The sequence below is a fragment of the Aeromonas sp. 603404 genome (genome assembly GCF_049171775.1).
Taxonomy (GTDB): Bacteria; Pseudomonadota; Gammaproteobacteria; order Enterobacterales; family Aeromonadaceae; genus Aeromonas; species Aeromonas veronii_A.
Genome location: NZ_JAAKPE010000003.1, coordinates 178,267 through 204,603, shown reverse-complemented (window position 1 = coordinate 204,603; position 26,337 = coordinate 178,267). Strand labels below are relative to the sequence as shown.

21 protein-coding genes are annotated in these 26,337 nt (G+C 56.3%); 10 read left to right on the top strand and 11 right to left on the bottom strand.

The features are described 5' to 3' along the window. Positions 1-23 precede the first annotated feature (23 nt). The 7 genes from G5306_RS06545 to G5306_RS06515 form a co-directional block, all read right to left on the bottom strand. On the bottom strand, positions 24-440 hold the full coding sequence (locus tag G5306_RS06545) for a hypothetical protein (protein WP_421312598.1): 417 nt from the start codon (positions 438-440) through the stop codon (positions 24-26). 569 nt (positions 441-1,009) lie between these two features. Continuing rightward, positions 1,010-1,816: a tryptophan synthase subunit alpha gene (gene trpA, locus G5306_RS06540; RefSeq protein ID WP_100654204.1), complete on the bottom strand. Its 807-nt coding sequence runs from the start codon at positions 1,814-1,816 to the stop codon at positions 1,010-1,012. Then, a complete protein-coding gene (gene trpB / locus G5306_RS06535; protein ID WP_005347359.1) occupies positions 1,813-3,006 on the bottom strand; it encodes a tryptophan synthase subunit beta in 1,194 nt (397 codons plus the stop codon). The genes trpA and trpB overlap by 4 nt, the downstream gene beginning before the upstream one ends. A gap of 47 nt (positions 3,007-3,053) precedes the next feature. After that, on the bottom strand, positions 3,054-4,550 hold the full coding sequence (trpCF, locus tag G5306_RS06530) for a bifunctional indole-3-glycerol-phosphate synthase TrpC/phosphoribosylanthranilate isomerase TrpF (RefSeq protein WP_421312597.1): 1,497 nt from the start codon (positions 4,548-4,550) through the stop codon (positions 3,054-3,056). Continuing rightward, positions 4,550-5,578, bottom strand: a complete 1,029-nt coding sequence (trpD, locus tag G5306_RS06525) for an anthranilate phosphoribosyltransferase (RefSeq protein ID WP_216977302.1) — start codon at positions 5,576-5,578, stop codon at positions 4,550-4,552. The genes trpCF and trpD overlap by 1 nt, the downstream gene beginning before the upstream one ends. A 15-nt stretch (positions 5,579-5,593) precedes the next feature. Further along, on the bottom strand, positions 5,594-6,211 hold the full coding sequence (locus G5306_RS06520; RefSeq protein WP_013723977.1) for an aminodeoxychorismate/anthranilate synthase component II: 618 nt from the start codon (positions 6,209-6,211) through the stop codon (positions 5,594-5,596). After that, positions 6,208-7,839, bottom strand: a complete 1,632-nt coding sequence (locus G5306_RS06515; protein WP_421312596.1) for an anthranilate synthase component 1 — start codon at positions 7,837-7,839, stop codon at positions 6,208-6,210. Before G5306_RS06515 ends, G5306_RS06520 begins: the two co-directional genes overlap by 4 nt. A gap of 436 nt (positions 7,840-8,275) precedes the next feature. Between G5306_RS06515 and rnm the strand changes: the two genes are divergently transcribed. The 5 genes from rnm (at position 8,276) to rluB (ending at position 12,360) form a co-directional block, all read left to right on the top strand. Beyond that, entirely contained in the window at positions 8,276-9,157 is an 882-nt protein-coding gene (gene rnm, locus G5306_RS06510) for an RNase RNM (protein ID WP_421312595.1), read from the top strand. Between the two features lie 106 nt (positions 9,158-9,263). Further along, positions 9,264-9,884, top strand: a complete 621-nt coding sequence (locus tag G5306_RS06505) for an L-threonylcarbamoyladenylate synthase (protein ID WP_005338129.1) — start codon at positions 9,264-9,266, stop codon at positions 9,882-9,884. Continuing rightward, positions 9,877-10,746 (top strand): segregation and condensation protein A, encoded by an 870-nt coding sequence (locus tag G5306_RS06500; RefSeq protein WP_421312594.1) that lies wholly within the window; start codon positions 9,877-9,879, stop codon positions 10,744-10,746. Before G5306_RS06505 ends, G5306_RS06500 begins: the two co-directional genes overlap by 8 nt. Beyond that, positions 10,730-11,302, top strand: coding sequence for an SMC-Scp complex subunit ScpB (scpB, locus tag G5306_RS06495; RefSeq protein WP_005338125.1), 573 nt, complete (start codon positions 10,730-10,732; stop codon positions 11,300-11,302). The genes G5306_RS06500 and scpB overlap by 17 nt, the downstream gene beginning before the upstream one ends. Before the next feature lie 134 nt (positions 11,303-11,436). Further along, positions 11,437-12,360: a 23S rRNA pseudouridine(2605) synthase RluB gene (gene rluB / locus G5306_RS06490; RefSeq protein WP_005347347.1), complete on the top strand. Its 924-nt coding sequence runs from the start codon at positions 11,437-11,439 to the stop codon at positions 12,358-12,360. 154 nt (positions 12,361-12,514) lie between these two features. Here the strand turns inward: rluB and G5306_RS06485 are convergent, their stop codons facing one another. Continuing rightward, positions 12,515-13,243, bottom strand: coding sequence for a transporter substrate-binding domain-containing protein (locus G5306_RS06485; RefSeq protein ID WP_247822358.1), 729 nt, complete (start codon positions 13,241-13,243; stop codon positions 12,515-12,517). Between the two features lie 190 nt (positions 13,244-13,433). Here G5306_RS06485 and tesB point away from each other — a divergent pair, with 190 nt between their 5' ends. Beyond that, the gene (gene tesB / locus G5306_RS06480) at positions 13,434-14,300 is read left to right on the top strand and encodes an acyl-CoA thioesterase II (protein ID WP_019445657.1); all 867 of its coding nucleotides are present in this window, start codon (positions 13,434-13,436) and stop codon (positions 14,298-14,300) included. Positions 14,301-14,378: 78 nt separating this feature from the next. Here tesB and aceK read toward each other — a convergent pair whose 3' ends face one another. Then, positions 14,379-16,106, bottom strand: coding sequence for a bifunctional isocitrate dehydrogenase kinase/phosphatase (gene aceK / locus G5306_RS06475; protein WP_058059117.1), 1,728 nt, complete (start codon positions 16,104-16,106; stop codon positions 14,379-14,381). Between the two features lie 206 nt (positions 16,107-16,312). Here aceK and G5306_RS06470 point away from each other — a divergent pair, with 206 nt between their 5' ends. The 4 genes from G5306_RS06470 (at position 16,313) to thrC (ending at position 22,024) form a co-directional block, all read left to right on the top strand. Then, on the top strand, positions 16,313-17,017 hold the full coding sequence (locus tag G5306_RS06470) for a tRNA/rRNA methyltransferase (protein WP_421312593.1): 705 nt from the start codon (positions 16,313-16,315) through the stop codon (positions 17,015-17,017). A 263-nt stretch (positions 17,018-17,280) separates the two neighbouring features. Beyond that, positions 17,281-19,740, top strand: a complete 2,460-nt coding sequence (gene thrA / locus G5306_RS06465) for a bifunctional aspartate kinase/homoserine dehydrogenase I (RefSeq protein WP_421312592.1) — start codon at positions 17,281-17,283, stop codon at positions 19,738-19,740. A gap of 2 nt (positions 19,741-19,742) precedes the next feature. Continuing rightward, positions 19,743-20,753 carry a homoserine kinase gene (thrB, locus tag G5306_RS06460; protein ID WP_421312591.1) on the top strand — a complete coding sequence of 337 codons (1,011 nt, stop codon included), beginning with the start codon at positions 19,743-19,745 and terminating at the stop codon, positions 20,751-20,753. Continuing rightward, positions 20,750-22,024 carry a threonine synthase gene (gene thrC / locus G5306_RS06455; RefSeq protein WP_421312590.1) on the top strand — a complete coding sequence of 425 codons (1,275 nt, stop codon included), beginning with the start codon at positions 20,750-20,752 and terminating at the stop codon, positions 22,022-22,024. The genes thrB and thrC overlap by 4 nt, the downstream gene beginning before the upstream one ends. Positions 22,025-22,235: 211 nt before the next feature. On the opposite strand, the gene G5306_RS06450 is transcribed toward thrC, so the two are convergent. Together G5306_RS06450 and G5306_RS06445 are read right to left on the bottom strand one after the other, a co-directional pair. Beyond that, complete coding sequence (locus G5306_RS06450) at positions 22,236-25,385, bottom strand: metallophosphoesterase (protein ID WP_421205365.1); 3,150 nt, start codon at positions 25,383-25,385, stop codon at positions 22,236-22,238. Positions 25,386-25,671: 286 nt separating this feature from the next. Further along, complete coding sequence (locus tag G5306_RS06445; RefSeq protein WP_376901416.1) at positions 25,672-26,190, bottom strand: hypothetical protein; 519 nt, start codon at positions 26,188-26,190, stop codon at positions 25,672-25,674. Positions 26,191-26,337: the final 147 nt, after the last annotated feature.

The window sequence follows — 26,337 nt, the reverse complement described above, 5'->3', positions numbered from 1 at the left end:
CTCGCTAACGTTTGATGTGAGGGTTAGCCATGTGCCCCTCGACTACCAATGAGTTTTTTGATAGCGGCCAAGATGGCTGCGGGCACAAGCATGCAAAATAAAATAACCCAAACATAATGAAATACAACATTGAACAATAAGTATTCATTTTGATGCTCTGGATTTAGCGCGTAGGTTGCAACAGCAAATAGTGGGGCAATAACAACTGCCACAAACAAAGCACGTTTAGCACTGGAAAAGTTATCGGCTCCCAACACAGCTGGGATGAGGCACACGAATGAGATATAAGTGCCAGTAAAAACAGGCGCCGGAATATGCTCTGCCCAGTCAGGAAGATGCACAACTTTTGACCATAGAAACAGATGGGGCCAAGTAACCATGACAGCAGCCAGCATAATAATGCTCGTGGCCAATGACAAATGGTTGCGAGTGATCTTCATGGCTAACATTTAACGTGAAGGGCCACCGTAGCGGCGAAGTGAAGCCCAATGTTTACTGCGCAATATATATTCAAATCTGTTTTACTGGTCTGCCACATCCTTGTAACTCCCCGTAATAATGCTCGCCTGTTGGGCTTCGCTACACGCTGCACCAACCTACAAAAAACCACGCTACCGCCCCAGAGTTACATCCCCCAGTTCGCTGCTGTTAACCTGCGAGATAGCAACAATCGCAGCCATGGTGCGCTCCCGAGTGAGGGATTGTCGTTTGGCTATCTTAAGAGCGAGGGGGCGTGTCGAGAAGCGGGTTTTGGCAGGAATCGGTGTTGGATCAATAAATTAGTCATTAGGGCGTGCGCTGAGTGAGAAACTTGCTTGGCTGGGTATGCACAATTCCCCATCACCCCAGCCCTCTCCCGGAGGGAGAGGGGGCAAGACGCCCAGAGCTGCAAGCGGGTGCGAGCGAGATAAAAAGAAAGGGAGCCGGTCAGGCTCCCTTTCTCATGGTTATGGCGTGGTTATGTGAACTGATAACTCAGGGCCACAAACAGCCGACCCCATACCCGACTTTAGCGGTTGGTCGCGGCCTTCATCCCTTCCACAAACTCTTTCAAACGAGTGAGCATATGTTCCGGGTTTTGGTGGTGGGTCTCGATGATCTTCACCACGGCGGAGCCGGAGATGGCACCGGCGGCGCCAGCGGCAATGGCTTCACGCACCTGAGCCGGCTCGCTGATGCCAAAGCCGAGCAGGGCGGGGGGGGCGTTGAACTCGCGCAGGGTGTTGATCAGCCCCTCCACCGGCATGCCGGCCTTGGTCTCGGCACCGGTGACGCCGGCGCGGCTCACCAGATAGGTGTACCCATTGCCGAGCTCCGCCACCTGTTTCAGGGTCTCGGCGTCGCCATTGGGCGGGGCGATAAAGATGCTGTCGATGCCGAACTTGTCGGCGGCCGCCTTGTAGGGGGCGCACATCTGCACCGGCACGTCGGCAACCAGCACGGAGTCCACGCCCGCCTGCTGGCACTTCTCGTAGAAGCCGTCAATTTTGCGCACATAGACCAGGTTGGCGTAGACCAAGAGGCCAATGGGCAGCTGAGGGTACTTGGCGCGGATGCGACCAAGCAGCTCGAAGCAGTCGTCCGGGGTGGTGTGGCTGGCAAACGCGCGCAGGGCGGCGCCCTGAATGGTGGGGCCGTCCGCCACCGGATCGGAGAAGGGAATGCCGAGCTCGAGGGCATCGGCGCCCCCTTCCACCAGCGCATCGACGATGGCTAGCGACAATTCGGGGGTGGGGTCACCCAGCATCACGAACGGCACAAATGCGCCCTGATTGGCTTCATCCAGACGGGAGAAGAGTTGTGCGTAACGGTTCATGACAAGGTTCCTTCTTTCTCGAAAATGTCAGCGACGGTGAAGATATCTTTGTCGCCACGGCCGGAGAGGTTGACGATGAGCACCTGCTCTTTTTCCGGTTCACTGCGGGCCATCTTGAGGGCATGGGCCAGCGCGTGGGAGGACTCCAGCGCCGGTATGATGCCTTCGGATTTGGCCAGCTCCTGGAAGGCGTCCAGCGCCTCCTTGTCGGTCACCGAGGGGTACTCGGCGCGGCCGATGGCGGCCAGATGGGCGTGCTGCGGGCCGACGGAGGGGAAGTCGAGCCCTGCCGAGACGGAGTAGGACTCCTGAATTTGGCCCTGATTGTCCTGCATCAGGTAGGAGTGCATGCCAAAGAAGACCCCCTTGCTGCCGTGACCGAGCGGCGCGCCGTGCTCGCCACTCTCGATGCCGTGACCGCCCGGCTCGACGCCGATCAGGCGCACTGAAGGCTCATCGATAAAGTCGGCAAACATGCCGATGGCATTCGACCCGCCGCCGACGCAGGCGATCACCGCATCGGGCAGTCGCTCTTCCTTCTCGAAGCACTGGGCCTTGGCCTCTTCGCCGATCATCTTCTGGAACTCCCGCACGATGGTGGGGAAGGGATGCGGGCCCGCGGCGGTGCCGAGCAGGTAGTGGGCCGACTCGTAGTTGGCAGCCCAGTCGCGCAGCGCCTCGTTGCAGGCATCTTTCAGGGTGGACGAGCCGGAGTGCACCGGAATGACGGTGGCGCCCATCAGCTTCATGCGAAAGACGTTGGGCTTCTGGCGCTCGCAATCCTTGGCGCCCATATAGACCCGGCACTTGAGGCCGAGCAGGGCGCAGGCCAGCGCAGTGGCGACGCCGTGCTGACCGGCGCCGGTCTCGGCGATGATCTCGCTCTTGCCCATCCGCTTGGCGAGCAGCGCCTGACCCAGCACCTGGTTGGTCTTGTGGGCGCCGCCGTGCAGCAGATCTTCACGCTTGAGATAGAGGCGGGTCTTGGTGCCCTTGGTCAGATTGCGGGTCAGGGTGAGCGGCGTCGGGCGACCGGCATACTCGGTCAGCAGGGACTGAAACTCGGCGATAAAGGCCGGGTCATCCTTGGCGTCGACAAAGGCTTTCTCCAGCTGGAGCAGGGCCGGGATAAGGATTTGGGGTACATACATACCGCCAAATTCACCGAAAAACGGGTTGAGCAGGGTCATGGCTTCTTCCTTGTATTAGCTAAATCGAAACATCAAAAAGGGTTGCGTTACAGGTTGCGCAGTGCGCCGAAGGCGGCTGCAATCTTGTGCGCATCCTTCTGGCCCGGGGCACTCTCCACCCCGGAGTTGAAATCAAGGCCGAGGCAGCCCACTTGCGCCGCCTGCAGGGCGTTGTCGGGATTAAGGCCGCCCGCCAGCATCAACTTGGCTTTATCGAGATTTGCCAACAGGGCCCAGTCGAACGCCTGACCGGTGCCGCCGCTCTGGCTGCCCACTTTCGTATCGAGCAGCAGCCGATCGGCCGGGTAGTCGAGGTCGGGCAGCGGCTCGCCGCTTGTGATGCCAATTGCTTTCCAGATCTGGCAGCCAGCGGGCAGCAGCGGCCGCAGTTCCTCGATATAGGCAGCATCCTCATCCCCGTGCAGCTGCACGGCGGCGAGCCCCAGCGCATCCACTGTCTTGGCGATGGTGGCTGGCTGGGCGTTGCGAAATACCCCGACATAGGCGAGCGGCGCACCCGCCATCACGGCGCGGGCGGCGGGGATGTCCACATAGCGCGGACTTTTCGCCACAAAGATAAGACCCCCGAACACCGCGCCCGCCTGATGGGCGGCGGCAGCGTCCTCGGCGCGAGTCAGGCCGCACACCTTGTTCTGGCCCAGTACCAGCTTGCGCACTGCGGCTTCCAGATCCGGCTCGGCCATCAGGGATGAGCCCACCAGAAAGCCCTTGGCGTGGTGGCGCAGATCCGCCACCTGAGCGCGGTGGTTGATGCCGGACTCGCTGATCACTACCCGATCGCTTGGAATGTCTTTGGCCAGCTGTTTGGTGCGGTTGAGATCGACGCTCAAGTCGCGCAGATCCCGGTTGTTGATACCGATGACCGGCGCCCCTAGCGCGATGGCGCGGGTCAGCTCCTCCTCGTTGCTCACCTCGGTGAGTACGCCCAGACCCAGCTCTTTGGCCACCGCGAACAGGGCACGATACCCCTCGTCGGTGAGCACCGAGAGCATCAGCAGTATGGCGTCCGCCTGATAGTGGCGGGCCAGATAGACCTGATAGGGGTCAATCATGAAATCCTTGCAGAGCACCGGCTGCGATACGCGGCTGCGCACCCGCGGCAAAAAGGCGAAATCCCCCTGAAAGAACTTCTCGTCGGTCAGCACCGAGATGGCGGTGGCGTATTTGCCATAGATATCGGCGATGGCCTCCGGACTGAAGTCATCGCGGATCAAGCCCTTGGAGGGGGAGGCCTTCTTGCACTCCAGAATAAAGCGGGTGGAGCCCGCCTTGAGGGCGCCTACGAAATCCCGATCGCTGGGGGTCAGTGCGCTCTGGAAGCTCTCCAGCGGTTGGGCCAGCTTGCGGGCGGCAACCCACTCCTGTTTGGCCGCCACGATCTTGCCGAGAATGGTCTGGCTAATGGAGGCCATGTTCAGAAAAGCATGGGGGGCAATAAGGTCTGACATCTCGTTATCCTTGCGAAACTGGCTCTTGCCCTGTGGGCGTTCTGAATGACTGCTGTGCGACATGGTGGCTGACATCATGCCTCCTGATGGCCCGCTTCCTGATGGCTCAAAGTAGCCAGCCGGGCGGCCAGATCCGCTGCCTTGCCGCTCGCCAGCACTGCCAGCACCTCGGCCGCCGCGCTCTTGAGATCTTTCGCCTTGCCCGCCATCAGCAGCAGCGGCGCCACATTGGCGGCGATGGCGGCGTTGTGGGCCGGAGTGCCACGCCCTTCCAGAATGGCGGCAGTGATGGCACGGTTCTCTTCAGGCTCACCACCCTGAATGGCGCTCACCGGATAGGTCTCGAGGCCAAAGTCAGCCGGGGTGATCATAAATTCACGGATTTCGCCGTCACGGATCTGGGCCACCTGGGTCGGGCCGTGGATGGCAATCTCGTCAAGGCCGGCGCCGTGAACCACCATACCGGTTTTCAGCCCCAGTGCCAGCAGGGTTTCTGCGATGGGACGCACCAGCTCGGGGGCATAGACCCCCATCAGCTGATAGGTGGGGCGAGCGGGGTTGATAAGCGGCCCCAGCACATTGAACAGGGTGCGGGTTTTGAGGGCCTGACGCACCGGCATGGCGTGGCGCACCCCGGCGTGGTACTGGGGGGCGAACAGGAAGCAGATGCCGAGCTCATCCAGGCAGCGGCGCGCCTGCGCCGGGCTCATGTCGAGCTTGATGCCCATTTTGTCGAGCAGATCGCTTGAGCCCGACTTGCTCGAGACCGAGCGGTTACCATGCTTGGCCACTTTCAGGCCGCAGGCGGCGGCGACCAGTGCCGAGGTGGTGGAGACGTTGATGGTGTTGAGGCCATCGCCACCGGTGCCGACGATGTCGCAAAATTCATAGTCCGGACGCGGGAAATCGCGCGCTTCTGCCAAGAGAGCCTCGGCGGCGCCGGCGATCTCCTCCGGGGTCTCTCCCTTGATCTTGAGGGCGGTCAGCAGGCTTGCGAGCACGATGGGGTCCACTTCGCCACGAACCACTTGGCCGAAGGCGTCGCGGGTACTTTCACGGCTCAGAGACTGACCCTGATAGAGGGTGTTGAGATGTTGATGCATGTTGGTCTCCTTACCTTAACGCACGCTGCTTTCTGGGCGGGTGATATGGGCGAGCGCCTGAGTCAGTAGACGGGCCCCTTCCGAGGTCATGATGGATTCGGGATGGAACTGGAAGCCCAGCACCCGCTCATCCTGCTGCTCGATGGCCATGGGCATGCCCTGATAGTGGGCAATCACCGTCAGCTCTTCCGGTACATAGGTAGCGACCAGCGAGTGGTAGCGGGCCACCGGCAGCGGGCTCGGCAGACCGGCGAAGGCGCCGTGGCCGTTGTGCTCAATCAGCGAACGCTTGCCGTGGACGATCTCGCCCGCCGCGCCGACGGTGCCGCCGTAGGCTTCGCACAGGGCCTGATGACCGAGGCAGATGCCGAGGATGGGCACCTGACCGCGGGCCAGCTTGATCAGATCAATCAGGCAGCCCGCCTCGTGGGGGGCGCCCGGCCCCGGTGAGAGCACCAGCACCGCATCCCCTTCGCAGGCGGCGATCTCGCTCATGATGCGGCTGGCCGGCAGGCTGTTGCGGTAGATCCGCACCGGATAGCCGAGGGAGCGGAACTGGTCGACGAGGTTGTAGGTAAAGGAGTCGAAGTTGTCGAGCAGGAAGATGTTAGTGGCTGTTGATCCGGTACTCATTGGCTCACGTCCTTATGTTGCTCCTGCTGGGCACTCAGGGCTTGCAGGGAGGTGCCATGGCTGGCGGCGATGGCGGCCAGCACGGCGGCCGCCTTGGCGCGGGTTTCGTCCGCTTCGGCTTGCGGCTTGGAGTCATAGACCACCCCGGCACCGGCCTGCACATGGGCCACGCCATCTTTCACAAAGGCGGAGCGGATGACGATGCAGGTATCCATCTCGCCGGCGCCGTTGATGTAGCCGACGGCGCCGCCGTAGCTGCCACGGCGCTTGCCTTCCACCATGCGAATGAGCTCGCTGGCGCGGATCTTGGGAGCGCCGGTGAGGGTGCCCATGTTCATGCAGGCCTGATAGGCGTGCAGGGCGTCAAGGTCGGTGCGCAAGGTGCCGACTACCTTGGAGACCAGGTGCATCACGTGGCTGTAGCGATCCACTTTCAGCAGCTCCTTGACGTAGCGGGTGCCGGGCTCCGAGATGCGGGCGATGTCGTTGCGGCCCAGATCTACCAGCATCAGGTGTTCGGCCACCTCTTTTTCGTCCTGACGTAGTTCCAGCTCGATGCGGCCATCGAGATCCCGGTTGATGCTGCCATCCGGGTTGAAGCCGCGGCGGCGGGTGCCGGCGATGGGGTACATCTCCACATCGCGGCTGGCGGCGCAGAATTTCACCGCGCTCTCCGGCGAGGCGCCAAACAGGGTGAAGTCCTCATCCTGCACGTAGAACATGTAGGGGCTGGGGTTGGTCTGCTTGAGGCGGCGATAGGCGGCCAGGGGGCTTGGGCAGGGCAGGGAGAAGCAGCGGGACGGCACCACCTGGAAGATGTCGCCACGGCGGATAAAGCCCTTGAGCTTCTCTACTTCGGCGCAGAAATGCTTGTCGCTCTTGTCCACGCTCATGCCACCGGTCAGGGGCTGGGTGGTCAGCTCGGCGCTTAGAGGTTGCTGGCAAATCTGTTTGAAGTCGGTGAGCCGTTCGGTCAGGCGGGTGTATCTGTCTTCCACCTGGCTTTCGTCGCTGTCGCCGCCAAAGATGCAGGCCAGCAGTTGAGTGGTGCGCGCGATATGGTCGATGGTGATCAGGGTTTCGGCCACGTAGAAGCAGTAGTCGGGGCAGTCGTTGCTCCCCTCTGGCACCTCGGGCAGATCTTCAAAAGAGGCGATCAGGTCGTAGGCAAAGCTGCCCGCCATAAAGAGGGCTTCTTTACCCAACTGGCAATCGAGCTCCCGCTGCAGGGTGCGCAGCACATCCAGCACGCTGCTCCCCTTGAGGCGGGAATCTTCGTCCAGCTCCCGATCGGAGGCCGGGAAGTCGAGTTGCAATTCGCCATCTACCAGCGAGCGGGCAACCACCGCAGGCAGCCGCTCGGCCAGCAGGCTTTGCAACTGGGCGCCGTTGTCGTTCAGGCTGCGAACCCGCACGGTGCGGCCACGGCACTCGATGCGCAGGCAGGCATCGACCAGCAGCAGGCTCTGTTTGCCTGCCTTGGAGTCGATCTCTACCGATTCCAGCAGCAGGTTGTTGGGGCGGCCCTGACAGAGGCGGGTATAGAGCGCCAGCGGATCGGCCACATAGGGGGCGTTGAGTTTGAGGGTATCGAATTCACCCAGAGGAAGGCGATGTGTGGCTGTCATAGTGCGTTCCCTTGCGTGTGATGCGTTTTACCGATGTTCATGACGTTGAATTCCTTGAAAATTTAATTGGTCCGGGGTGGCTGGTTCAGGGGCGCCATCGCCAGGTCAGCTTGCTTGTCTGAATTCTCGGTTTCATCACAGGTCCATTTGCCGGATAATAAAAAAGCCCGCTGGGGTCAGCGGGCTTTTTCTTTGGGTTCTTAATTTGCTGTCAGATTACAGGTACAGCAACGACCACACGCCCGCATGTCAGGGAGTGTGCCACCACCAGATGGTCAGGATGGAAGTCGTTTGCATGATAAAGTCCTGTAAAAAGATGTTTGCAATGAAGTGCCTACAGAAAACGATAAAGCCGCGGCCAAGTCAAGTCGCTTTTTAGCCTTCTTTCACCGATTTGCCATGAATGGTGACCTGACCACGAGAGCGGAATAACCTGATGAGATTCGATCTTCACTGCCATACCACTGCCTCCGACGGGGTGCTGAGCCCGGCCGAACTGGTGCGCCGCGCCGCCGAGAAACAGGTCGAGGTGTTAGCGGTTACTGACCACGATACCCTTGCCGGACTTGATGAGGTGCGTCGCACTATCGAAGCCGAGCAACTGCCGCTGCGACTGGTGAGCGGGGTCGAGATCTCCACCGGCTGGGAGCACCACGAGATCCATATCGTGGCGCTGGGGGTGGATGAAAAAAATCCGCAGCTGTTGGATTTTCTGGCCGGTCAGCTGGCCCGTCGCGAAGCGCGTGCGCTGGAAATCGGGCGTCGTCTGGAGAAGTGCCTCATCCCCGGCACCTATGAAGAGGCCAAGGCGCTCGCCGGTGACGCCGCAGTGACCCGCGCCCACTTTGCCCGGGTGCTGGTGGCACGCGGGGTGGCCGACAACATGCAGAAGGTATTCAAAAAGTACCTGAGCCGTGGCAATAAAGGCTATGCCCCGGCCGAGTGGCCCGAGATGAACGAAGCCATCGCTGCCATTCACGCCGCCGGTGGGCTGGCGGTGCTGGCCCACCCCAGCCGTTACGATCTCACTGCCAAGTGGATCAAGCGGCTGCTGGTGGCCTTCAAGGCGGCCGGTGGCGATGCCATGGAGGTCTCGCTGCCCCAGCAGAGCCCGCAGGAGCGGGCCAATCTGGGCCAATGGGCCAAGGATCACGACCTCTATATCTCGGTGGGATCGGATTTTCACTTCCCCTCCAACTGGACCGAGCTGGGCCGCCACCTCTGGCTGCCCAAAGAGGGGATGCCCGTCTGGTTGGCCTATCCCGGTCACTTCGGGCTCACCACCAAACAGCATGCCGAGCTGCTGGCGAGCCGGTAACGGCACCAGCGAAGCGGCCACAAACAGGTTAAGGTAGTGTTATGGGTCTTTGGCCCGTGACCATACGAGCGGGCAGGTATTGCTGCCCCCATTGCGAGAACAAGCTATGAGTCAGCATTTTTACGTACATCCGGAAAACCCCCAGGCCCGACTGATCGGTCAGGCGGTACAGATCATCCAGAACGGCGGCGTCATCGTCTATCCGACAGACTCCGGTTATGCGCTGGGTTGCCAGATGGGTGACAAAGGGGCGCTGGAGCGCATCTGCCGCATCCGTCGCCTCGACGCCAACCACGACTTCACTCTGGTGTGTCGCGATCTCTCCGAGATCTCCACCTACGCCAAGGTCGACAACAGCGCGTTTCGCCTAATCAAGAACAACACCCCGGGCGCCTACACCTTTATCTTCAAGGCGACCAAAGAGGTGCCGCGTCGCCTGATGAACGAGAAGAAGAAGAGCATCGGTATCCGGGTGCCGGACAACAAGATTGCCCAGGCGCTCTTGGAAGCACTCGGCGAGCCGCTGCTCTCCACCACTCTGATCCTGCCGGACTCCGAGATGGCCGAGTTCGACCCGGAAGAGATCTTCGACAAGCTGGGCAAGCAGATCGATCTGGTGGTCAACGGCGGTTATCTGGGCGAGCAGCCCACCACAGTGGTCGATTTCTCTGACGACGAGCCGGTATTGCGTCGTCGCGGCGCCGGAGACCCGACTCCGTTTGAGTGATGTCGCTGAACCGGTGACAGTCCCTTCCGCCGAGACGGGGACTGGCGCCGCGCTACCCATCGCGAAAGTCCAGGGGCAGCCCTATCACGAGCTGCCTCAGGACTTGTTCATCCCGCCCGATGCGCTGGAGGTGTTCCTCGATACCTTCGAGGGGCCGCTGGATCTGCTGCTCTATCTGATCCGGCGTCAGCAGCTCGATATCCTCAACCTGCCGATCCTGCAGATCACCGCCCAGTACATGGAGTACGTGGAGCTGATGCAGGGGCTCAACCTTGAGCTGGCGGCTGAGTATCTGCTGATGGCAGCCTGGCTCGCGGAGATCAAATCCCGCCTGCTGTTGCCCAAGGCGCCGGAGCTGGAGGATGAAGAGGAGGGAGAAGACCCGCGGGTGACCCTGATCCGCCGCCTGCAGGAGTACGAGCGCTACAAGGTAGGGGCGGAGAGGGTCAATGAGCTGCCACGGGTGGAGCGGGAAATTTATATCGCCGCTGCCTTGCCCCCCGATTTTGGCGCCCTCAAGCCACTGGCGCCCGATGTTTCGCTGGTTGAGCTCGCCCTTTACATGCAAAGTGTGGTAAAACGCGCGACTCATTTCGAACATCACCAGATCCGCCGCGAACAGATCCCGACCCGGGTGCGCATGGCGGAGATCCTCGCCATGCTGACTCTGGGGCAGACCCTGCGCCTTGAGCAGGTGCTGCGCGCCGAAGAGGGGCGCATGGGGGTGCTGGTGACGTTTCTGGCCCTGCTGGAGCTGTGCAAGGAGCAACTGATCTGGATCCTGCAGGCAGAACCCCTTGGCCCAATCCATTTCGCATTGGCCGAGCAGAGCGAGGAGGGCAACCGTGGCGCTGCCCACTGAACGACTCAAGACCCTGATCGAAGCGGCGCTGTTCGTGGCCGGTCGTCCGCTCAATGTCAGCGAGCTGAAAAGCAGCGTGCTGGCCGATTATCCGGTGACCAGTCGCTATGTTCAGCTGCTGTTGGCCGAGATCAGGCAAGATTACAGCTCGCGAGGCGTCGAGCTCAAGGAGGTCGCCTCCGGCTGGCGCTTTCAGGCGCGTCAGGAGTATGCCGAAGAGCTCTCGCGGCTCTGGAGCGAGCGGGCGCCGCGCTATTCGCGCGCCGTGATGGAGACGCTGACCCTGATTGCCTATCGCCAACCCATCACCCGGGCCGAGATCGAAGCGATCCGCGGGGTGGCGGTGTCGAGCCAGATAGTGAATACCCTGAAAGAGCGTGGCTGGGTGCGCAGCATAGGCCACAAAGAGGTAGCCGGTCGCCCCGAGCTGCTCGCCACCACCAGAGAGTTTCTGGATTACTTTAATCTGCAGAGTCTGGAGCAGCTCCCCGAGCTGGATCCTGAGCTGCAACCCCTGTTGCCCTCTGCGGTGGACGGGGAGAACGATGCCCGGTGAATGGCGCCCAAGCGTGCCGATGTCACCGAGATATACATTTTTCAACTGTGGCGAGTGCTCCAACCGGCGTTTGTTACAGTTAACCCCGTTGCCCCTTTTACCAGTGGGCAGCGATCAACAATCAGGTAACCCCGATGAGTGAAAAACTGCAAAAAGTGTTGGCCCGCGCGGGTCACGGCTCCCGTCGTGAGATGGAGGCCCTGATCACCGCAGGTCGGGTCAGTGTGGATGGCAAGGTCGCCACACTGGGGGATCGCGTCGAAGTGAACGCCGTGATCCGGGTGGATGGTCACCAGGTCAAGACCCGTGCCGCAGAGGAAGTGATCTGCCGCGTACTGGCTTACCACAAGCCGGAAGGGGAGATGTGTACCCGTCACGATCCGGAAGGTCGTCCCACCGTGTTTGATCGTCTGCCCAAGATGGAAGGGGCCCGCTGGATCGCGGTCGGCCGCCTCGACGTCAACACCTCCGGTCTGTTGCTGTTCACCACCGATGGTGAGCTGGCCAACCGTCTGATGCACCCGAGCCACGAAGTGGAGCGGGAATACGCGGTACGTGTCTTTGGCGAGATCACCGAAGCCATGCTGCAGCGTCTGCGCAAGGGCGTGCAGCTGGAAGATGGCACCGCCAAGTTCAACAAGATCAAACCGGCTGGCGGTGAGGGTCTGAACCAGTGGTTCAACGTCACCCTGACCGAAGGACGCAACCGTGAAGTGCGCCGCCTGTGGGAATCCCAGGAAGTGCAGGTGAGCCGCCTGATGCGTATCCGCTACGGCGACGTCAAGCTGGATCGCGGCATCCCGCGCGGCGGCTGGCAAGAGCTTAAACTGCCGGAAGTGAACTACCTGCGCGGTCTGGTCAACCTGCCGCCGGAGACCGAATCCAAGGTCGATCTGCAGCAAGATGGCAAAACCAGCCGCCACAAGCAGGCCGCCCAGATCCGTCGCGCCGTGCAGCGTCACAAAGAGATGCAGGGCAAAGAGCCCCGCGCTCGCGCCACCACCGCCCGTCGCAAGCCGCAAGCCTCTACCCGCAACTCCGGCACCGGCAGCAAGTAAGCCGATAACCCGTTGCGAACTGCGTGCCGTCAAATAGCGCACAGTCGGCCAAGCAAAGGTCCGCACCAACAGGTGCGGGCTTTTTTATCTCTAGCGGGTGACCTCCAGCTGCCGGCTGGCTCCGGTCATATGGCAATGATTGCTCTCACACTCCTCAGTTGGCCGGTGTCATCCACTCTTTGTTGAAGTCGCGGATAAACATCTCTCCCTCTTCATTGCGGGCGGTGACCAGATAGAAGGTGACGTTCTGGCGAAACAGCGAGAGGCGGTAGAGGGCGGCGTTGTCCTCCTCCGAGAGGTTCTTTTTCGAGGTGTCGTTGATGGGCACCAGATCGACTTTGCCCTTTTTCAGCAGTTCGACACACTGGTTGAGGCGGTTGGTGGTTCTGACGATCAGCTTCTGCTCGATGGTCACCCGCTCGATAGCATCGGAGAACCACCCCTTGGGCACGCAGGCGGTTTTCTGCTGCCAGGGCGGGGATTCCAGTCCCTTCTTGTCGGGCGTGGTGTACCAGGACTGGATATCAAAGGCGATGGGGGTACTGAACAACAGGGTGTTGCTGCGCTCGTTGGTCCAGGTAAAGGGGAAGGCGGCGATAGCGTTGCCCAGCTCGATGTTTTTAAGTCCTCTCGGCCAGGGCTGGTAGGAGACCCTCAGATCCGGGTGGCCTGCCGCTTTGAGAGTGGTGAGCACCTTGCTTGCCAGCTCGCCGCCATTGGCCAGCATCGCTGAAGAGTAGGGGGGCAATTCGCCGGTGATAATCACCGCGCTCTGCACCGTGGCGGCCGGGAGCAGCGAGAGAGCAAACAGGGTGGCAAGAAAGCGAAGGGACGAGCGGAGGCGATAAGTGGCAGAGGGCGTGACCGGATAACGGATGTGCATGGCGGGTGACCTCACCTCTATCGATTGCTGACAGCGTAGCGGTTCTGGCAGGGAAAAAACAGACTCGATAAATGCTGTTGGTTGCGGCGTATGGCCCTTGAAGTTCCCTTTGGCGGGCGGAAGGGGTTGTGGCGGTTGCTCTGCTCCGGTGAGCTTGTTAGCCTGTGCGGCTCTGATAGAGGAGTGAACGATGAGCAAGGTACTTGATGAGCTGCTGGCGTTGCTGGCGCTGGAAAAAATCGAGGAGGGCCTGTTTCGGGGCCAGAGCCAGGATCTCGGTCTGCGGGCCGTGTTTGGCGGACAGGTAATGGGGCAGGCCTTGTCAGCCGCCAAGCAGACGGTCGAGACCGGTCGTCAGGTTCACAGTTTTCACTCCTACTTCCTGCGTCCGGGGGATGTGACCCGTCCCATCGTCTATGACGTGGAGAATATCCGCGACGGCCAGACCGTCTCCACCCGCCGGGTCAAGGCGATTCAGGGCGGCAAGCCCATCTTCTATCTCAACGCCTCGTTTCAGGTGCCGGCCGACGGTTTCGAGCATCAGGCGCAGATGCCCACCGGCATCACCCCGCCGGAGGAGCTCAAGAGCGAGCTGGAGCTGGTGCGCCCCTACGAGAACCTGATCCCGGCCTCCCTGCGCGACAAGATCCTCTGCGAGCAGCCCATCGAGATGCGCCCGGTGACCCTGGTCGACCCTATTCGGCCGACGGTGCAGGATCCGGTGCGTCACGTCTGGTTCAAGGCCAATGGCCAGATGCCGGACGATCTGCGGGTGCACAAATACCTGCTGGCCTACGCCTCCGACTTCAACTTCCTGCTCACCTCGCTGCAGCCGCACGGGGTGTCCTACTGGGAGCCGGATATGCAGGTGGCCACCATTGATCACTCCATGTGGTTCCACCGGGATTTCCGCTTCGACGACTGGCTGCTCTACGTGGTAGACAGCCCGAGCGCCAGCAGCGGTCGCGGTCTGGTGCGCGGCCAGTTCTTCACCCGTGACGGCATGCTGGTGGCGAGCACCATGCAGGAGGGGGTGATCCGTCGTCGCGGCAGTTAAGGGGCAAAGCGGATAGCAAAACGGGGTGGCTTGGGCCACCCCGTTTTCGTTGCTGCGATGTGCGCGGGCGCTGCGGGATCAGCCGCCGCGCTGGTACTTGAAGCGCTTCTTGCGCCGGTAGGGATAGACATCCTCGAACACCCCCACCTTGATATTGCTCTGCAGCATCTTCCAGTAGTTGGCGTCGAACATCTCCTTGTGCAGCTGCAACATGATCTCACGCACCTGCGGCTTTTGCAGCAGGAAGGTGGCGAACTCCTCGGGGAAGATGTCGTTGGGGGCCACTGAGTACCAGGGCTCGGCGCTCCACTCATCCTCGGGGTAGCGCGGCGGCGGGATCTGGCGGAAGTTGCACTCCGTCATGTAGCAGATCTCGTCGTAGTCGTAGAAGACCACCCGGCCGTGACGGGTGACGCCAAAATTCTTGAACAGCATGTCCCCCGGGAAGATGTTGGCCGCCGCCAGCTGCTTGATGGCGTTGCCGTACTCCTCCAGCGCGAGCCGGGTCTGCTGCTCGTCCGCCTTGTCCAGATAGAGGTTGAGGGGGATCATCTTGCGCTCGGTATAGAGGTGCTTGATCACCAGCTTGTCGTCGCTGATGGTGAGCGCCGAGGGTGCCACCGTCTTGAGTTCGGCAAGGAGCTCCGGCGAGATGCGATCCAGCGGAAACTCGAAGTTGGTGAACTCCTGGGTATCGGCCATCCGGCCCACCCGATCGTGCTGTTTAACCAGCCGGTATTTTGCCTTCACCTGCTCGTGGCTCACATCCTTCGGGGGAGTGAACTCGTCTTTTATCACCTTGAACACCACATCGTAGGAGGGGAGGGTGAACACGCTCATCACCATCCCCTTGATGCCCGGCGCAATGATGAACTGATCCCGGCTCTGGGCCAGATGGTGGCGGTAGTGGCGATAGAGCTCGGTCTTGCCATGCTTCTGGCAACCGATGGCGTTGTAGATCTCGTAATCGGGTTTGTGGGGCATGATCTGGCGCAGGAAGGCGACAAACAGCGCCGGTTCGCGGGCATAAACCATAAAGTAGGCGCGGGCGAAGCCAAACACGATGGAGGCGAGATCCGGCTCGAAGATGACGGTGTCCACATAGATGCTGTGGCCTGTGCTGAGCAGGGGCAGGATAAAGGGGAACACCTGATCCCGGGCCCGGATCAGTCCCACCAGATAGGCCCCCTTGTTGCGGTAGAACACCTCTTTGAGCAGCTCGATGGCAAACGGCTCATCATGGAGGATTTGCGGGCCGTTCTCCGCAAGATGGCGGTGGATGTCGACAATATCCCGCTGCTTGTCCTCGTAGGGGAGGGTGAAGCTGTAATCCCCCAAAAGCTGGCTCAACGTCTGTGGCAAGTGGGCGAGATCGGTGCGATAGATGCGCAGCAGGGCGCTCAGGTCCGGTTTTTCGCCACGGCTGACAAAGGGGTGGATATAGAGGTTTTCGTCGCGGATGTTGCGATGGCGAAAGATCCGCCTATAGACGGAGTTGAAGAAGGACTCCGCCACCTCGAAGTTGTCACATCGGGGCAGCAGATCGCTGAAGGCACTTTTGACCCGCTTGAGCAGCTCCTGGGTGGCGTGGTGCTCCCCCATCATCTGGCGAATGGAGCTGGCGGTGGCCCCCACATGGTGGTCATAGAGGCGAATACGCTCGCGCCCGGCGAGCTGCACCCCCAGCCAGTCACTGTTCTCGAAGCGGCTCTTGCTGCCCTGGGTTATCTCGAGAAACCGGCTGTAAAACGACTCGAAGCGTTGCAAGATAGTCTCGGCGACGGCCTGTTCCAATGGCTGCTGCATCTCTCTCTTCCTTGTGATCTGTCGGGCCGATAGCGCGAAGGATTGGGTGTAATTTGTTCACACGTCAGGCCACTATCGCAACATTCAAACGTCTGTTCAAGTGGCAATTTTCGGGGATAAACGGTAGATTGCGCCCCTGTTTTGGTGATGGTTTAGCGACTGTTTGCTGTCTGTTTGAGAGGCCGTCCGGCCTGTGAGGAAACCCGATGAAGCTCTATTTTGTCCTGGTGGCACCTGCCCGACCTGCGAACGTGGGGGCGGCTGCCCGCGCCATGAAAACCATGGGATTCGATGCCATGCGACTGGTTGCGAGCCGGGTACACGAAGAGGAGGAGGCGAGCTGGGTGGCCCACGGCGCCCAGGAGATCCTGACTCAGGCCGAGGCGTTCGATACCCTGCCCGAGGCGCTGACGGACATGGATCTGGTGATCGCCACCACCGCCCGTGAGCGCGGCCGTTACCAGCACTACCTCACGCCGGGGGAGATCCGCGAGCAGATCCGCAGCAAGCCTTCACTCAACAAGGTGGCCATCGTCTTTGGCTGCGAGGAGTCGGGGCTCTCCAACGAGCAGCTGGCCGAAGTCGATCTCATCAGCTATCTGCCCCTCAAGGTGAGCTACCCGTCTCTCAATCTGGGGCAGGCGATCATGCTCTACGCCTACGAGATGAGTCAGTTGATGGATGAGCTGAACGCCGACGGCGCCGCTGCGGTAGCAGAAAATTTTGATAACGCCGGGCAGGTTCGGGTGCTGAAAAGCAAAACAGCAGAATTACTGGGTGAACTCGGAGTTTCGCAGGATGAAAAACTGCATCAATGGGTGATGGACCGGGTGCCCATGCTGCCGCAGCGGGATTTGAACATGCTCCACCTGCTCTGCAAAGACCTTGCGCGCCGATTTGGGCGTGAGTAGCGAAGAGGTTTAGGTTGACAGCCCATCGCCCGCCGCGGTATTGCTAAAAGCCAGCTTCGTCAACGAGTGTTCGTCATGCAGTTATTCACCAACGTCATCACCACCACCATTATTACCGGTACCACCACAGGTGGCACTGGGGCCGGTTGATGCGCTGACGAACAAGCACAGAAATCAGAAAAGGCCCGTACCCACCCAGTACGGGCCTTTTTGTTGGATTGGTTTTTAGATTGAATTTCATAGATTTACAGGGAGAGAAAGCGATGAGAGTGTTGAAATTTGGCGGGTCTTCACTGGCCGATGCAGAACGTTTTTTACGGGTGGCCGATATCGCGGTCAACACCCACGGCCAATCTCAGGTAGCCCTGGTGCTCTCTGCACCTGCCAAGGTGACCAATCATCTGGTGGCGCTGGTCGAGCAGACCAGTCGCGGCATGGATGCCAGTTCCACCCTGTTTGAAGTCAACGGCATCTTCTCCCGCCTGCTGGCCGGGTTGAAGGTGGCCTATCCGGCGCTCGATGACAAGGCGCTGCTGGCCCGCCTCACCGCCGAGCTGGATCAGGTGGAGCGCCTGATGCAGGGCATCCGTCTGCTGGGCCTCTGCCCGGACAACGTGCAGGCGCGCATTCTGAGCCGTGGCGAGAACCTCTCCATCGCCTTTATGCACGAACTGCTGCGGGTGCGCGGTCTGGATCTGGAGCTGATCGTACCGGAAGAGCTGCTGGTCACCGACGGCGGTTATCTGGAAGCGCACGTCGATATTGAAGCCTCCCGCCTGCGCTTTGCCGCCAAGGGGCTGCGTAGCGACTGTCTTTACCTGATGCCGGGCTTTACCGGTGGCAGCGACAAGGGCGAGACCGTGCTGCTGGGGCGCAACGGCTCCGACTACTCCGCAGCCGTATTGGCCGCCTGCGTTGATGCCGAGTGCTGCGAGATCTGGACTGACGTCGAAGGCTGCTACAGCTGCGACCCCCGTCTGGTGCCGGATGCCTACCTGCTGAAAACCCTCTCCTACAAGGAGGCGATGGAGCTCTCCTACTTTGGCGCCAAGGTGCTGCACCCGAAAACCATCGCGCCGGTGGCCCAGTTCCACATTCCCTGCCTCATCAAGAACAGCTTCAACCCGCAAGGGCCGGGCACCCTGATCGGCCCGGAGAGCGGCGACGATGACCTGAAAGTGAAGGCCATCTCGGATCTCTCCGGCATGTGCATGTTCAACGTCTCCGGCCCCGGCATGAAGGGGATGGTCGGCATGGCCGGTCGCATCTTCTCCGCCGTCTCCCGTGCCGGGGTCAGTATCGTGTTGATCACCCAGTCATCCTCCGAGTACAGCGTCAGCTTCTGTATCCACAGCTACGACAGCGACAAGACCCGCAAGGTACTGGAGCGTGAGTTCGAGCTGGAGTTCAAAAACCAGCTGCTCGACCCGCTGGATATCATCAGCGATCTGGCCATCATCTCCCTCATCGGTGACGGCATGCGCACCAGCAAAGGGATGGCGGCCCGCTTCTTCACCTCGCTGGCGCAAGCCTCCATCAACATCGTCGCCATCGCCCAGGGGTCGAGCGAGCGCTCCATCTCGGCGGTGGTGCGGGATCGCAAGGTGGCGGAAGCCATCAAGGCGTGCCACCAGAACTTCTTTGGCAGCCAGCAGTTTATCGATCTCTTTGTGGTCGGGGTCGGCGGCGTCGGTGCCGCGCTGGTGGATCAGATTGCCCGCCAGCAGCCGGTACTGGCCGAGCAGGGCACTGGCCTTCGCGTGGTCGGCATCGCCAACAGCCGCCAGATGGCGGTCAACAAGGATGGCTTGAACCTCGCCAACTGGCGCGAACAGCTGGTGGAAGCCCGCGACAGCTTCTCGCTGGAAGGGGTGAAAAAGCTGGTGGAAGATAGCCACATCATCAACCCGGTGATCGTCGACTGCACCTCCTCCGAGGCAGTAGCCGTCCAGTATGCCGACTTCCTCGCCGCCGGTTTCCATGTGGTCACTCCGAACAAAAAGGCCAACACCGGCTCGCTCGATTACTACAAGGCGCTGCGCCGCACTGCCCGCCAGACTCGCCGCAAGTTCCTCTATGAAACCAACGTCGGCGCCGGTCTGCCGGTTATCGAGAACCTGCAGAACCTCATCAAGGCCGGTGACAAGCTGCGCGCCTTCGACGGCATCCTCTCCGGCTCGCTCTCCTTTATCTTCGGCAAGCTGGACGAGGGGATGGCCTTCTCCGAGGCAACCCAAATCGCCCGCAGCAACGGCTTTACCGAGCCGGATCCCCGCGACGATCTCAACGGCATGGATGTGGCGCGCAAGCTGCTCATTCTGGCTCGCGAAGCCGGCATGGCGCTGGAGCTCTCCGATGTGGAAGTCGAGCAGGCACTGCCGCCCGGATTTGATGTGAGCGGCGACGTGGAAGCCTTTATGGCCCGCCTGCCGGAGGCCGATGGCTGGTTCCGTGACCAGTTCGCTGCGGCCCAGCGTGAAGGCAAGGTGCTGCGCTATGTGGGTTCCATCGAGGGTGGCAAGTGCAAGGTCGCCATCAAGGCGGTCGGTGGCGACGAGCCGCTGTTCAAGGTCAAAGACGGGGAGAACGCGCTCGCCTTCTTCTCTACCTACTACCAGCCAATCCCGCTGGTGCTGCGCGGCTATGGCGCCGGTACCGAAGTGACTGCGGCGGGCGTCTTTGCCGACGTGCTGCGCACCCAGAACTGGAAGCAGGAGCTATAAGCATGAGTTCAGACATGTACCCCTCTTATATGACGGAAGGCGCCATGGGTAATGACAGAAGCGTGGTTGCCTATGCCCCAGCCTCCAGCGCCAACCTGAGCGTGGGATTCGATGTTCTGGGGGCGGCGCTCGCCCCCGTGGATGGCTCTCTGCTCGGCGATCGGGTGCAGGTAAAAGCGGCTGACGTGCCGTTCGCCCTCTCATCCGTGGGCCGCTACGCCCACAAGCTGCCGGACGATCCGAAAAAGAATATTCTCCATGACTGCTGGGTAGCCTATGGCGAGGCGCTGGAGAAGCGGGGCCTGAAACTCAAGCCGCTGGCGATGGTGCTGGAGAAGAACCTGCCGGTGGGCTCGGGTCTGGGTTCCAGCGCCTGCAGCGTGGTGGCGGCGCTGGAAGGGCTCAACGCCTTCCACGGCGCGCCCCTTAATGAGCACGACATGTTGCTGCTGATGGGGGAGATGGAGGGGCGTATCTCCGGCTCCGTTCACTATGACAACGTGGCCCCCTGTTATCTCGGCGGCATGCAGCTGGTGCTGGAAGAGCACGGCGTCATCAGCCAGGGCATTCCGGTGTTCGATCAGTGGTACTGGGTGGTCTGCTACCCGGGCACCGTCGTCTCTACCGCCGCGGCCCGCGCCATTCTGCCGGCCCAATATCGCCGTCAGGATTGCCTCACCTATGGCCGCCGCCTGGCTGCCTTTGTCCACGCCAGCTACACCGGGCAGGAGGGATTGGCGGCGAGCGTACTGAAAGACGTGATTGCCGAGCCCTACCGCGCGGCGCTGATCGAAGGCTTTGCCGAGGTGCGGGCGCAGGCGGCCCAGAACGGGGCGCTGGCCACCGGCATCTCCGGCTCCGGCCCCACCGTGTTTGTGGTGATGAAGGATCTGGCGCAGGCCGAGCGGATGAAGGATTGGATGGAAACACATTTCGTGCAGAACGAAGATGGATTTGCCCGGGTCTGCAAACTGGACATGGCCGGGGCACGGGTAACAGGAAGCGAGCTATGAATCTCTACAACATCAAGGACAACAGCGAACAGGTGAGCTTCGCGCAGGCGGTGCGTCAGGGCTTGGGTCGCGAACAGGGGCTATTCTTCCCCGAACAACTCGAACCGCTCGCCGATGTGGATGCCCTGCTCGATCTGCCGCTGGCCGAACGCTCCGCCCGCATCCTGAGCCACCTGCTGGGGGACGAAGTGCCTGCCGCCAAAGTGAGCGAGCTGATCAATGCCGCCTTCACCTTCCCGGCACCGTTGGTCAAATTGAAAGATGGCACCTATGCCCTTGAGCTGTTCCACGGCCCGACCCTGGCGTTCAAGGATTTCGGCGGCCGCTTTATGGCCCAGTGCCTCGCGGCGTTCAGAACCAACGACAAGATTACCATCCTCACCGCCACCTCCGGCGACACCGGCGCCGCCGTAGCCCACGCTTTCTACGGGCTGGAGGGGATCGAGGTGGTGATCCTCTATCCCAAGGGCAAGATCAGCCCGCTGCAGGAGAAGCTCTTCTGCACCCTCGGCGGCAATATCCGCACCATCGCCATCGATGGTGACTTTGATGCCTGTCAGGCGCTGGTAAAACAGGCCTTTGACGACGAAGCGCTGAAAAAGGCCATTGGCCTCAACTCCGCCAACTCCATCAATATCAGCCGTCTGTTGGCGCAGGTTTGCTACTACTTCGAAGCGGTGGCCCAGCTGCCGAAAGCCTCCCGCGCCAAAGCGGTGATCAGCGTGCCGTCCGGCAACTTTGGCAACCTCACCGCAGGTTTGATTGCCAAGGCGCTGGGGCTGCCGGTGAAGCGCTTTATCGCCGCCACCAATGCCAACGACACCGTGCCGCGCTACCTGAAAACCGGTCAGTGGGAGCCGCATCAGACAGTGGCCACCCTGTCGAACGCCATGGATGTCAGCCGCCCCAACAACTGGCCACGAGTGGAGGAGCTCTGCCGTCGCAAGGGCTGGGCGCTGGAGACCCTGGGTTCTGGCATGCGTGACGATGCCCAGACTCGCGATGCGCTGAAACGGCTGCACCAGCTGGATTACCTGTGCGAGCCCCACGGCGCCATTGCCTGGGATCTGCTGGGGGAACAACTGGCCGAGGAAGAAGTGGGGGTGTTCCTCTGCACCGCCCATCCCGCCAAGTTCAAGGAGTCGGTGGACGAGATCCTCAATCTCGATGTACCGCTGCCCGGCCCGCTCGCCAAACACGCCGAACTGCCGCTGCTCTCCGTTAATTTGCCAGCGGAGTTTGCCCCCCTGCGAGCTTTTTTGCTGGGCTAATGGGTTGAACAGGAAATAAAAAATCCCCCGCCTTTTTGCAAAGAGCGGGGGATTTTTTTATGTGGGTACAGCTCTTGGTCAACCAGATAGGGGGCGTAAGCTATTTGGCGAACGTCTTATCGCAACTCCGCCATTGCTGTGATCTGTTAGCCCTCTTCTTGCTTCCCACTCTGATATATAAAGGAAACTTTAAATAGCTAATGTTATGAATTTAATTCTGCTGCTCCAATAAAAGCTCATTTGAAAAATCAGCAATACTTGTATATTCTGCCGCGATGGATTTTCTTTTTCCTACAATTTTTTTCACATAGTCTGTTAATGTTTCTTTTTCTTGTTCTTTAATAGAGAAGTTAAAATTTATTATCTCTATATACTTTATCAGTAACATAGCAACTTCATGGTTTTCTTTGTATTCAAGAGATTTTATTTCATCGCATATTTTTATATCATCTAGTTCGCACATAGCGAACGTAATGATGACTTTATCAAAGTTTGTGTCGACTTTGCTTCGTAATTCTTTTACTCTTACAATCTGTCTTTGATTGATAAAGTCATTTGACATTAAATCTATAACCCAAATAGGGAAGAATGAGGCTGCAAATCTAATGAATGTGTCAATTTTTTCTTTGGGTACATTCGCATCCTTTGAATTTTTCATTACATCTGAGATTGCTCTTTCTAAAAACTCTTTAAATTTGGTCTTAAATAGATATAATCCGATAGTTAGATCGTGCTTATAACACAAAAATATATCTTCCATTATTTTTTCTGTTTCATTAGCATCCATTATATGCTCTGCAGCTCTGAAAGCTCTTGCATATAAAGATAAAGAACGTTGCAATAATATATTAGGTGTTATATTGTCATCGTAAGTTGTCAGAGTTGCTCCATTTTCATTTACAGGAGCTATTTCATCTAACATTACTTCACATTCTTCTTCCGTTTTATGGCGATGAGAGTAACCATCATCAATATTTTCTTCTGTAACTAGCTCAACAGGATTCTTGTCCACTAATGACCTGAGCAATGATAGAGCATCAATTTCATCTAGATTTATTTGAACTTGAAGTGCTGTTTTTTGTATATAAGAGTGAGTTCTTTCACCTATGAATTTTATTAACTTGATATCATTTTTTTTAATGGCGGAAAGATATTCTAATGCTTTATCAAAATACAGATAATCAATTCCATCATCAGTTGCATAAAATTCTGAATCTAGTTTTGATAAATAGTATGCAAAACAATAATTGAAAAAGCACACTTGTGAAAAACAATAGTTATTATCTATCTTTACAATTATTCCACTTTGAATTATTGGTGATATATATCCTTCTACATCGAAATCTTGACCAATCAATGAATTGAATTGAATTACAAGCTTATATAGTTCAGTTTGTTTAATACAAGTGCATCTTTCAAATGCTAAATGTTTTGCAGTAAAACCGAGGAACAGGAGCAAATCTTTATATTGAGGTCTATTTCCTTCGGTCATACAATGCTTTTGTAATAAAATTTCGATGAAGTTCTCTAGAAGATCCGCCTCGTGTAAGTATGATTTTCTATAATGTGATTTACGTTCATAAATTGACATTATCATGCTGTATATAAAATGGTTGTTTGGCATGCCCGCTTTATTTACAGCATTAAATGCTTGCCTTGTAATCACAGATTTGTTGGTGGTTTCTGGAATCCACTTTTCAATTAGTTGCCGAATATCGGTGCGGCCAATGCCTGAAAAGTTAACGATATGGAATTTGCTTTTAAGATCTGTTTCATTAAATATCCCTTCTATTATTTTTTTGATATTATTTTTTGCAAAAAGGATGAACCGGACATGAGAGTTGTCTCTGACAATATTTAAGATGGACTGTACAACAGAACCATCACATCTATCAAGAGAGTCCAATATTATTATCGATGAATCAGAGAAAACGTCATCTTGTATTTTTTTATTAAACTCTTTAAGGTGATTTACTTTTGAAGAGGATTGCTCATAAAACGCGAATAATTTATTTTTTAATTTAACTTCATTAATCTTGGAATCATTGATTTCTTCACAGTTTAGATAATAAACTATATTGTCAATATTCTTATATTTCTGTTTACTAAGTAGTTCCGTTACAATTTTTTTTGCTAGAGTGGTTTTTCCTGTATTTTCACCACCAAAAATACAGTACGATAAGGGGCTATTCACCAGTTGGTTAGTTGTTATATTCGAATCATCGTTAGTGCCAGACTCCATTGCGATACCAGGTTCAAGCTTTAACTTAGGTTCTATATAAATATCTGAAAGACGCTTTCTTTTATCATGCTCCAATCCAGTGTTACATAGTAAATCGTATTCAAATTTATCAATTAGCCATGAGGATGCTTCAGAAAAAGCATCAATATTAAAAATACATTTTTCTGATAGTGAGAAAGACATCCTACCATTAGTTACTCGTTTGTTCCATTCGGTGAAAAATTGTTTGCTATGGTCATACCGCCTAAAAAATATATCTCCACTGTTAAGATTGTTTCTTTGGTGGAGTGATATGACACTATATCCAGAGTATTCATCATTGTTACTAATATCAAATTTGCCTGCTTGAATCTTAATTAAGCTGTTATTGTTAAAATGAGTTTCCTGGATAACATTTAACTCATGCATATGGCCAAATAAAAACATCTGAATATTAGATGTATGCAAAAACTCTGATGTTATTGCTCTATCATCATCATATAGCCAATCTAGTGGATGATGCATTAAAACGATTTTTTGTTCATATTTTTTTACAGTGGATAAGCTGAGTTTTATTTGGGAGTTGGTAACTGCTAGCTTACCTTTATCATCACCATTTGCTAACCATGCGGAATTTAAACATGCAATAGCAATGTTATTATGCTCATAGATTCGAAACAAATTTGTCTTATGAATTATTTTTTTTGTATCATCCAGCCAATCAATAAAATTATTATAGTTAATAAACCAGTTGAAATCATTGTCATTGTTTTTTTCATCAAATAGTTCATTTACTTTATTAGCATGATCATTTGTAAATACATCGTTTTTAGCGAATTTATCAGCCCTTTTCCAATTTAGGCGTTGGATGTCATGATTACCAGGAGTGACAAATATATCGCTTTTGGTGATTTTTAATTTGTCTATCAGAGGATATATTATTTTTGTTTTTATAAGTTCAAATTCATGTTCTCCAGCGGTATTTGTTAAGTCTCCCGTGATGAACACAGTATCAATTTCTCTGTTTTTTGAGATTAAGTCATCAATCAAGCAAGTCATGATGCTGCTTGCTCTTGATTCATTCATTTTAGTAACAATATTACTGATGTGAATATCAGACAAATGCAATATATTTTTCATGGTTTATAATTAAGGTCATGTTAGTTGAAGTGTGAATCGGAACCATTATTTAAGTTTAAAAGAACGCCATCAAATTTAAGTGATGATTACCATGTGTGCTCTGTCGAAGTAGATACACTCACTGTTCAGATAAACTATTCATATCGACTACGGTCTATCTTGATTATAAATGTTAATTGACAAATGCATGTTGGATAAAAAGCAATTTGTACCTATTTTACATGGCTGATAATAATTGGTGCCTTTATTTTTAATAAAATAAGTTGAAGAATGAGATATTGCTTTCTTAAGGACTCAATTTGGTAAATTCAAATTTATCATTTCTAATATCTCTACTTTTTTTTGAGTGGCCAAGCCAAACACCTTTTAATAATCTATTATTGACTATTTCAAATTGATATACACCGAAATAACCATTTTTATCTTTTATATCGAACCACTCACCAATGATGTAACTTGAACGTATATGACCAAAAAATGCGTACTTTACTTTTTTTGAATAAAACTCAAAATATATGTAATTCCCGAGTTGCTTTAATTCTGAATGACCATGTCTATCGATCTCAGATGAGAAGTCTTGACTTCCACCATCACCCCATAAAATTTCCCATTCGCCATAAAGCTCTGGTGGCTTTTCTCTGAAAATACTTCTAACTGGTAACCAGCTCATATATTTAACAGCTATGTGAGCGATTTTAAAATCTAAGAGACTTTTTAATATCAATGCTATGATAAATGTAGTAATACCTGTGGCAACTGCTACCCAATCAACAGATGAATAAAATGTGGTGACTTGATTTAGCATATTTTCCTGAGTGTTTATTTTTTAAAGTAAAAAATCAAATGCGAAATTTTTATTGGAAATCTGGGCACCCACCTTTTTGGGAGGAGCGTAACGTAACCAAAACGCACGCTACCGCCCGTGGATTACAGCTTCCAATATGCTCCATTA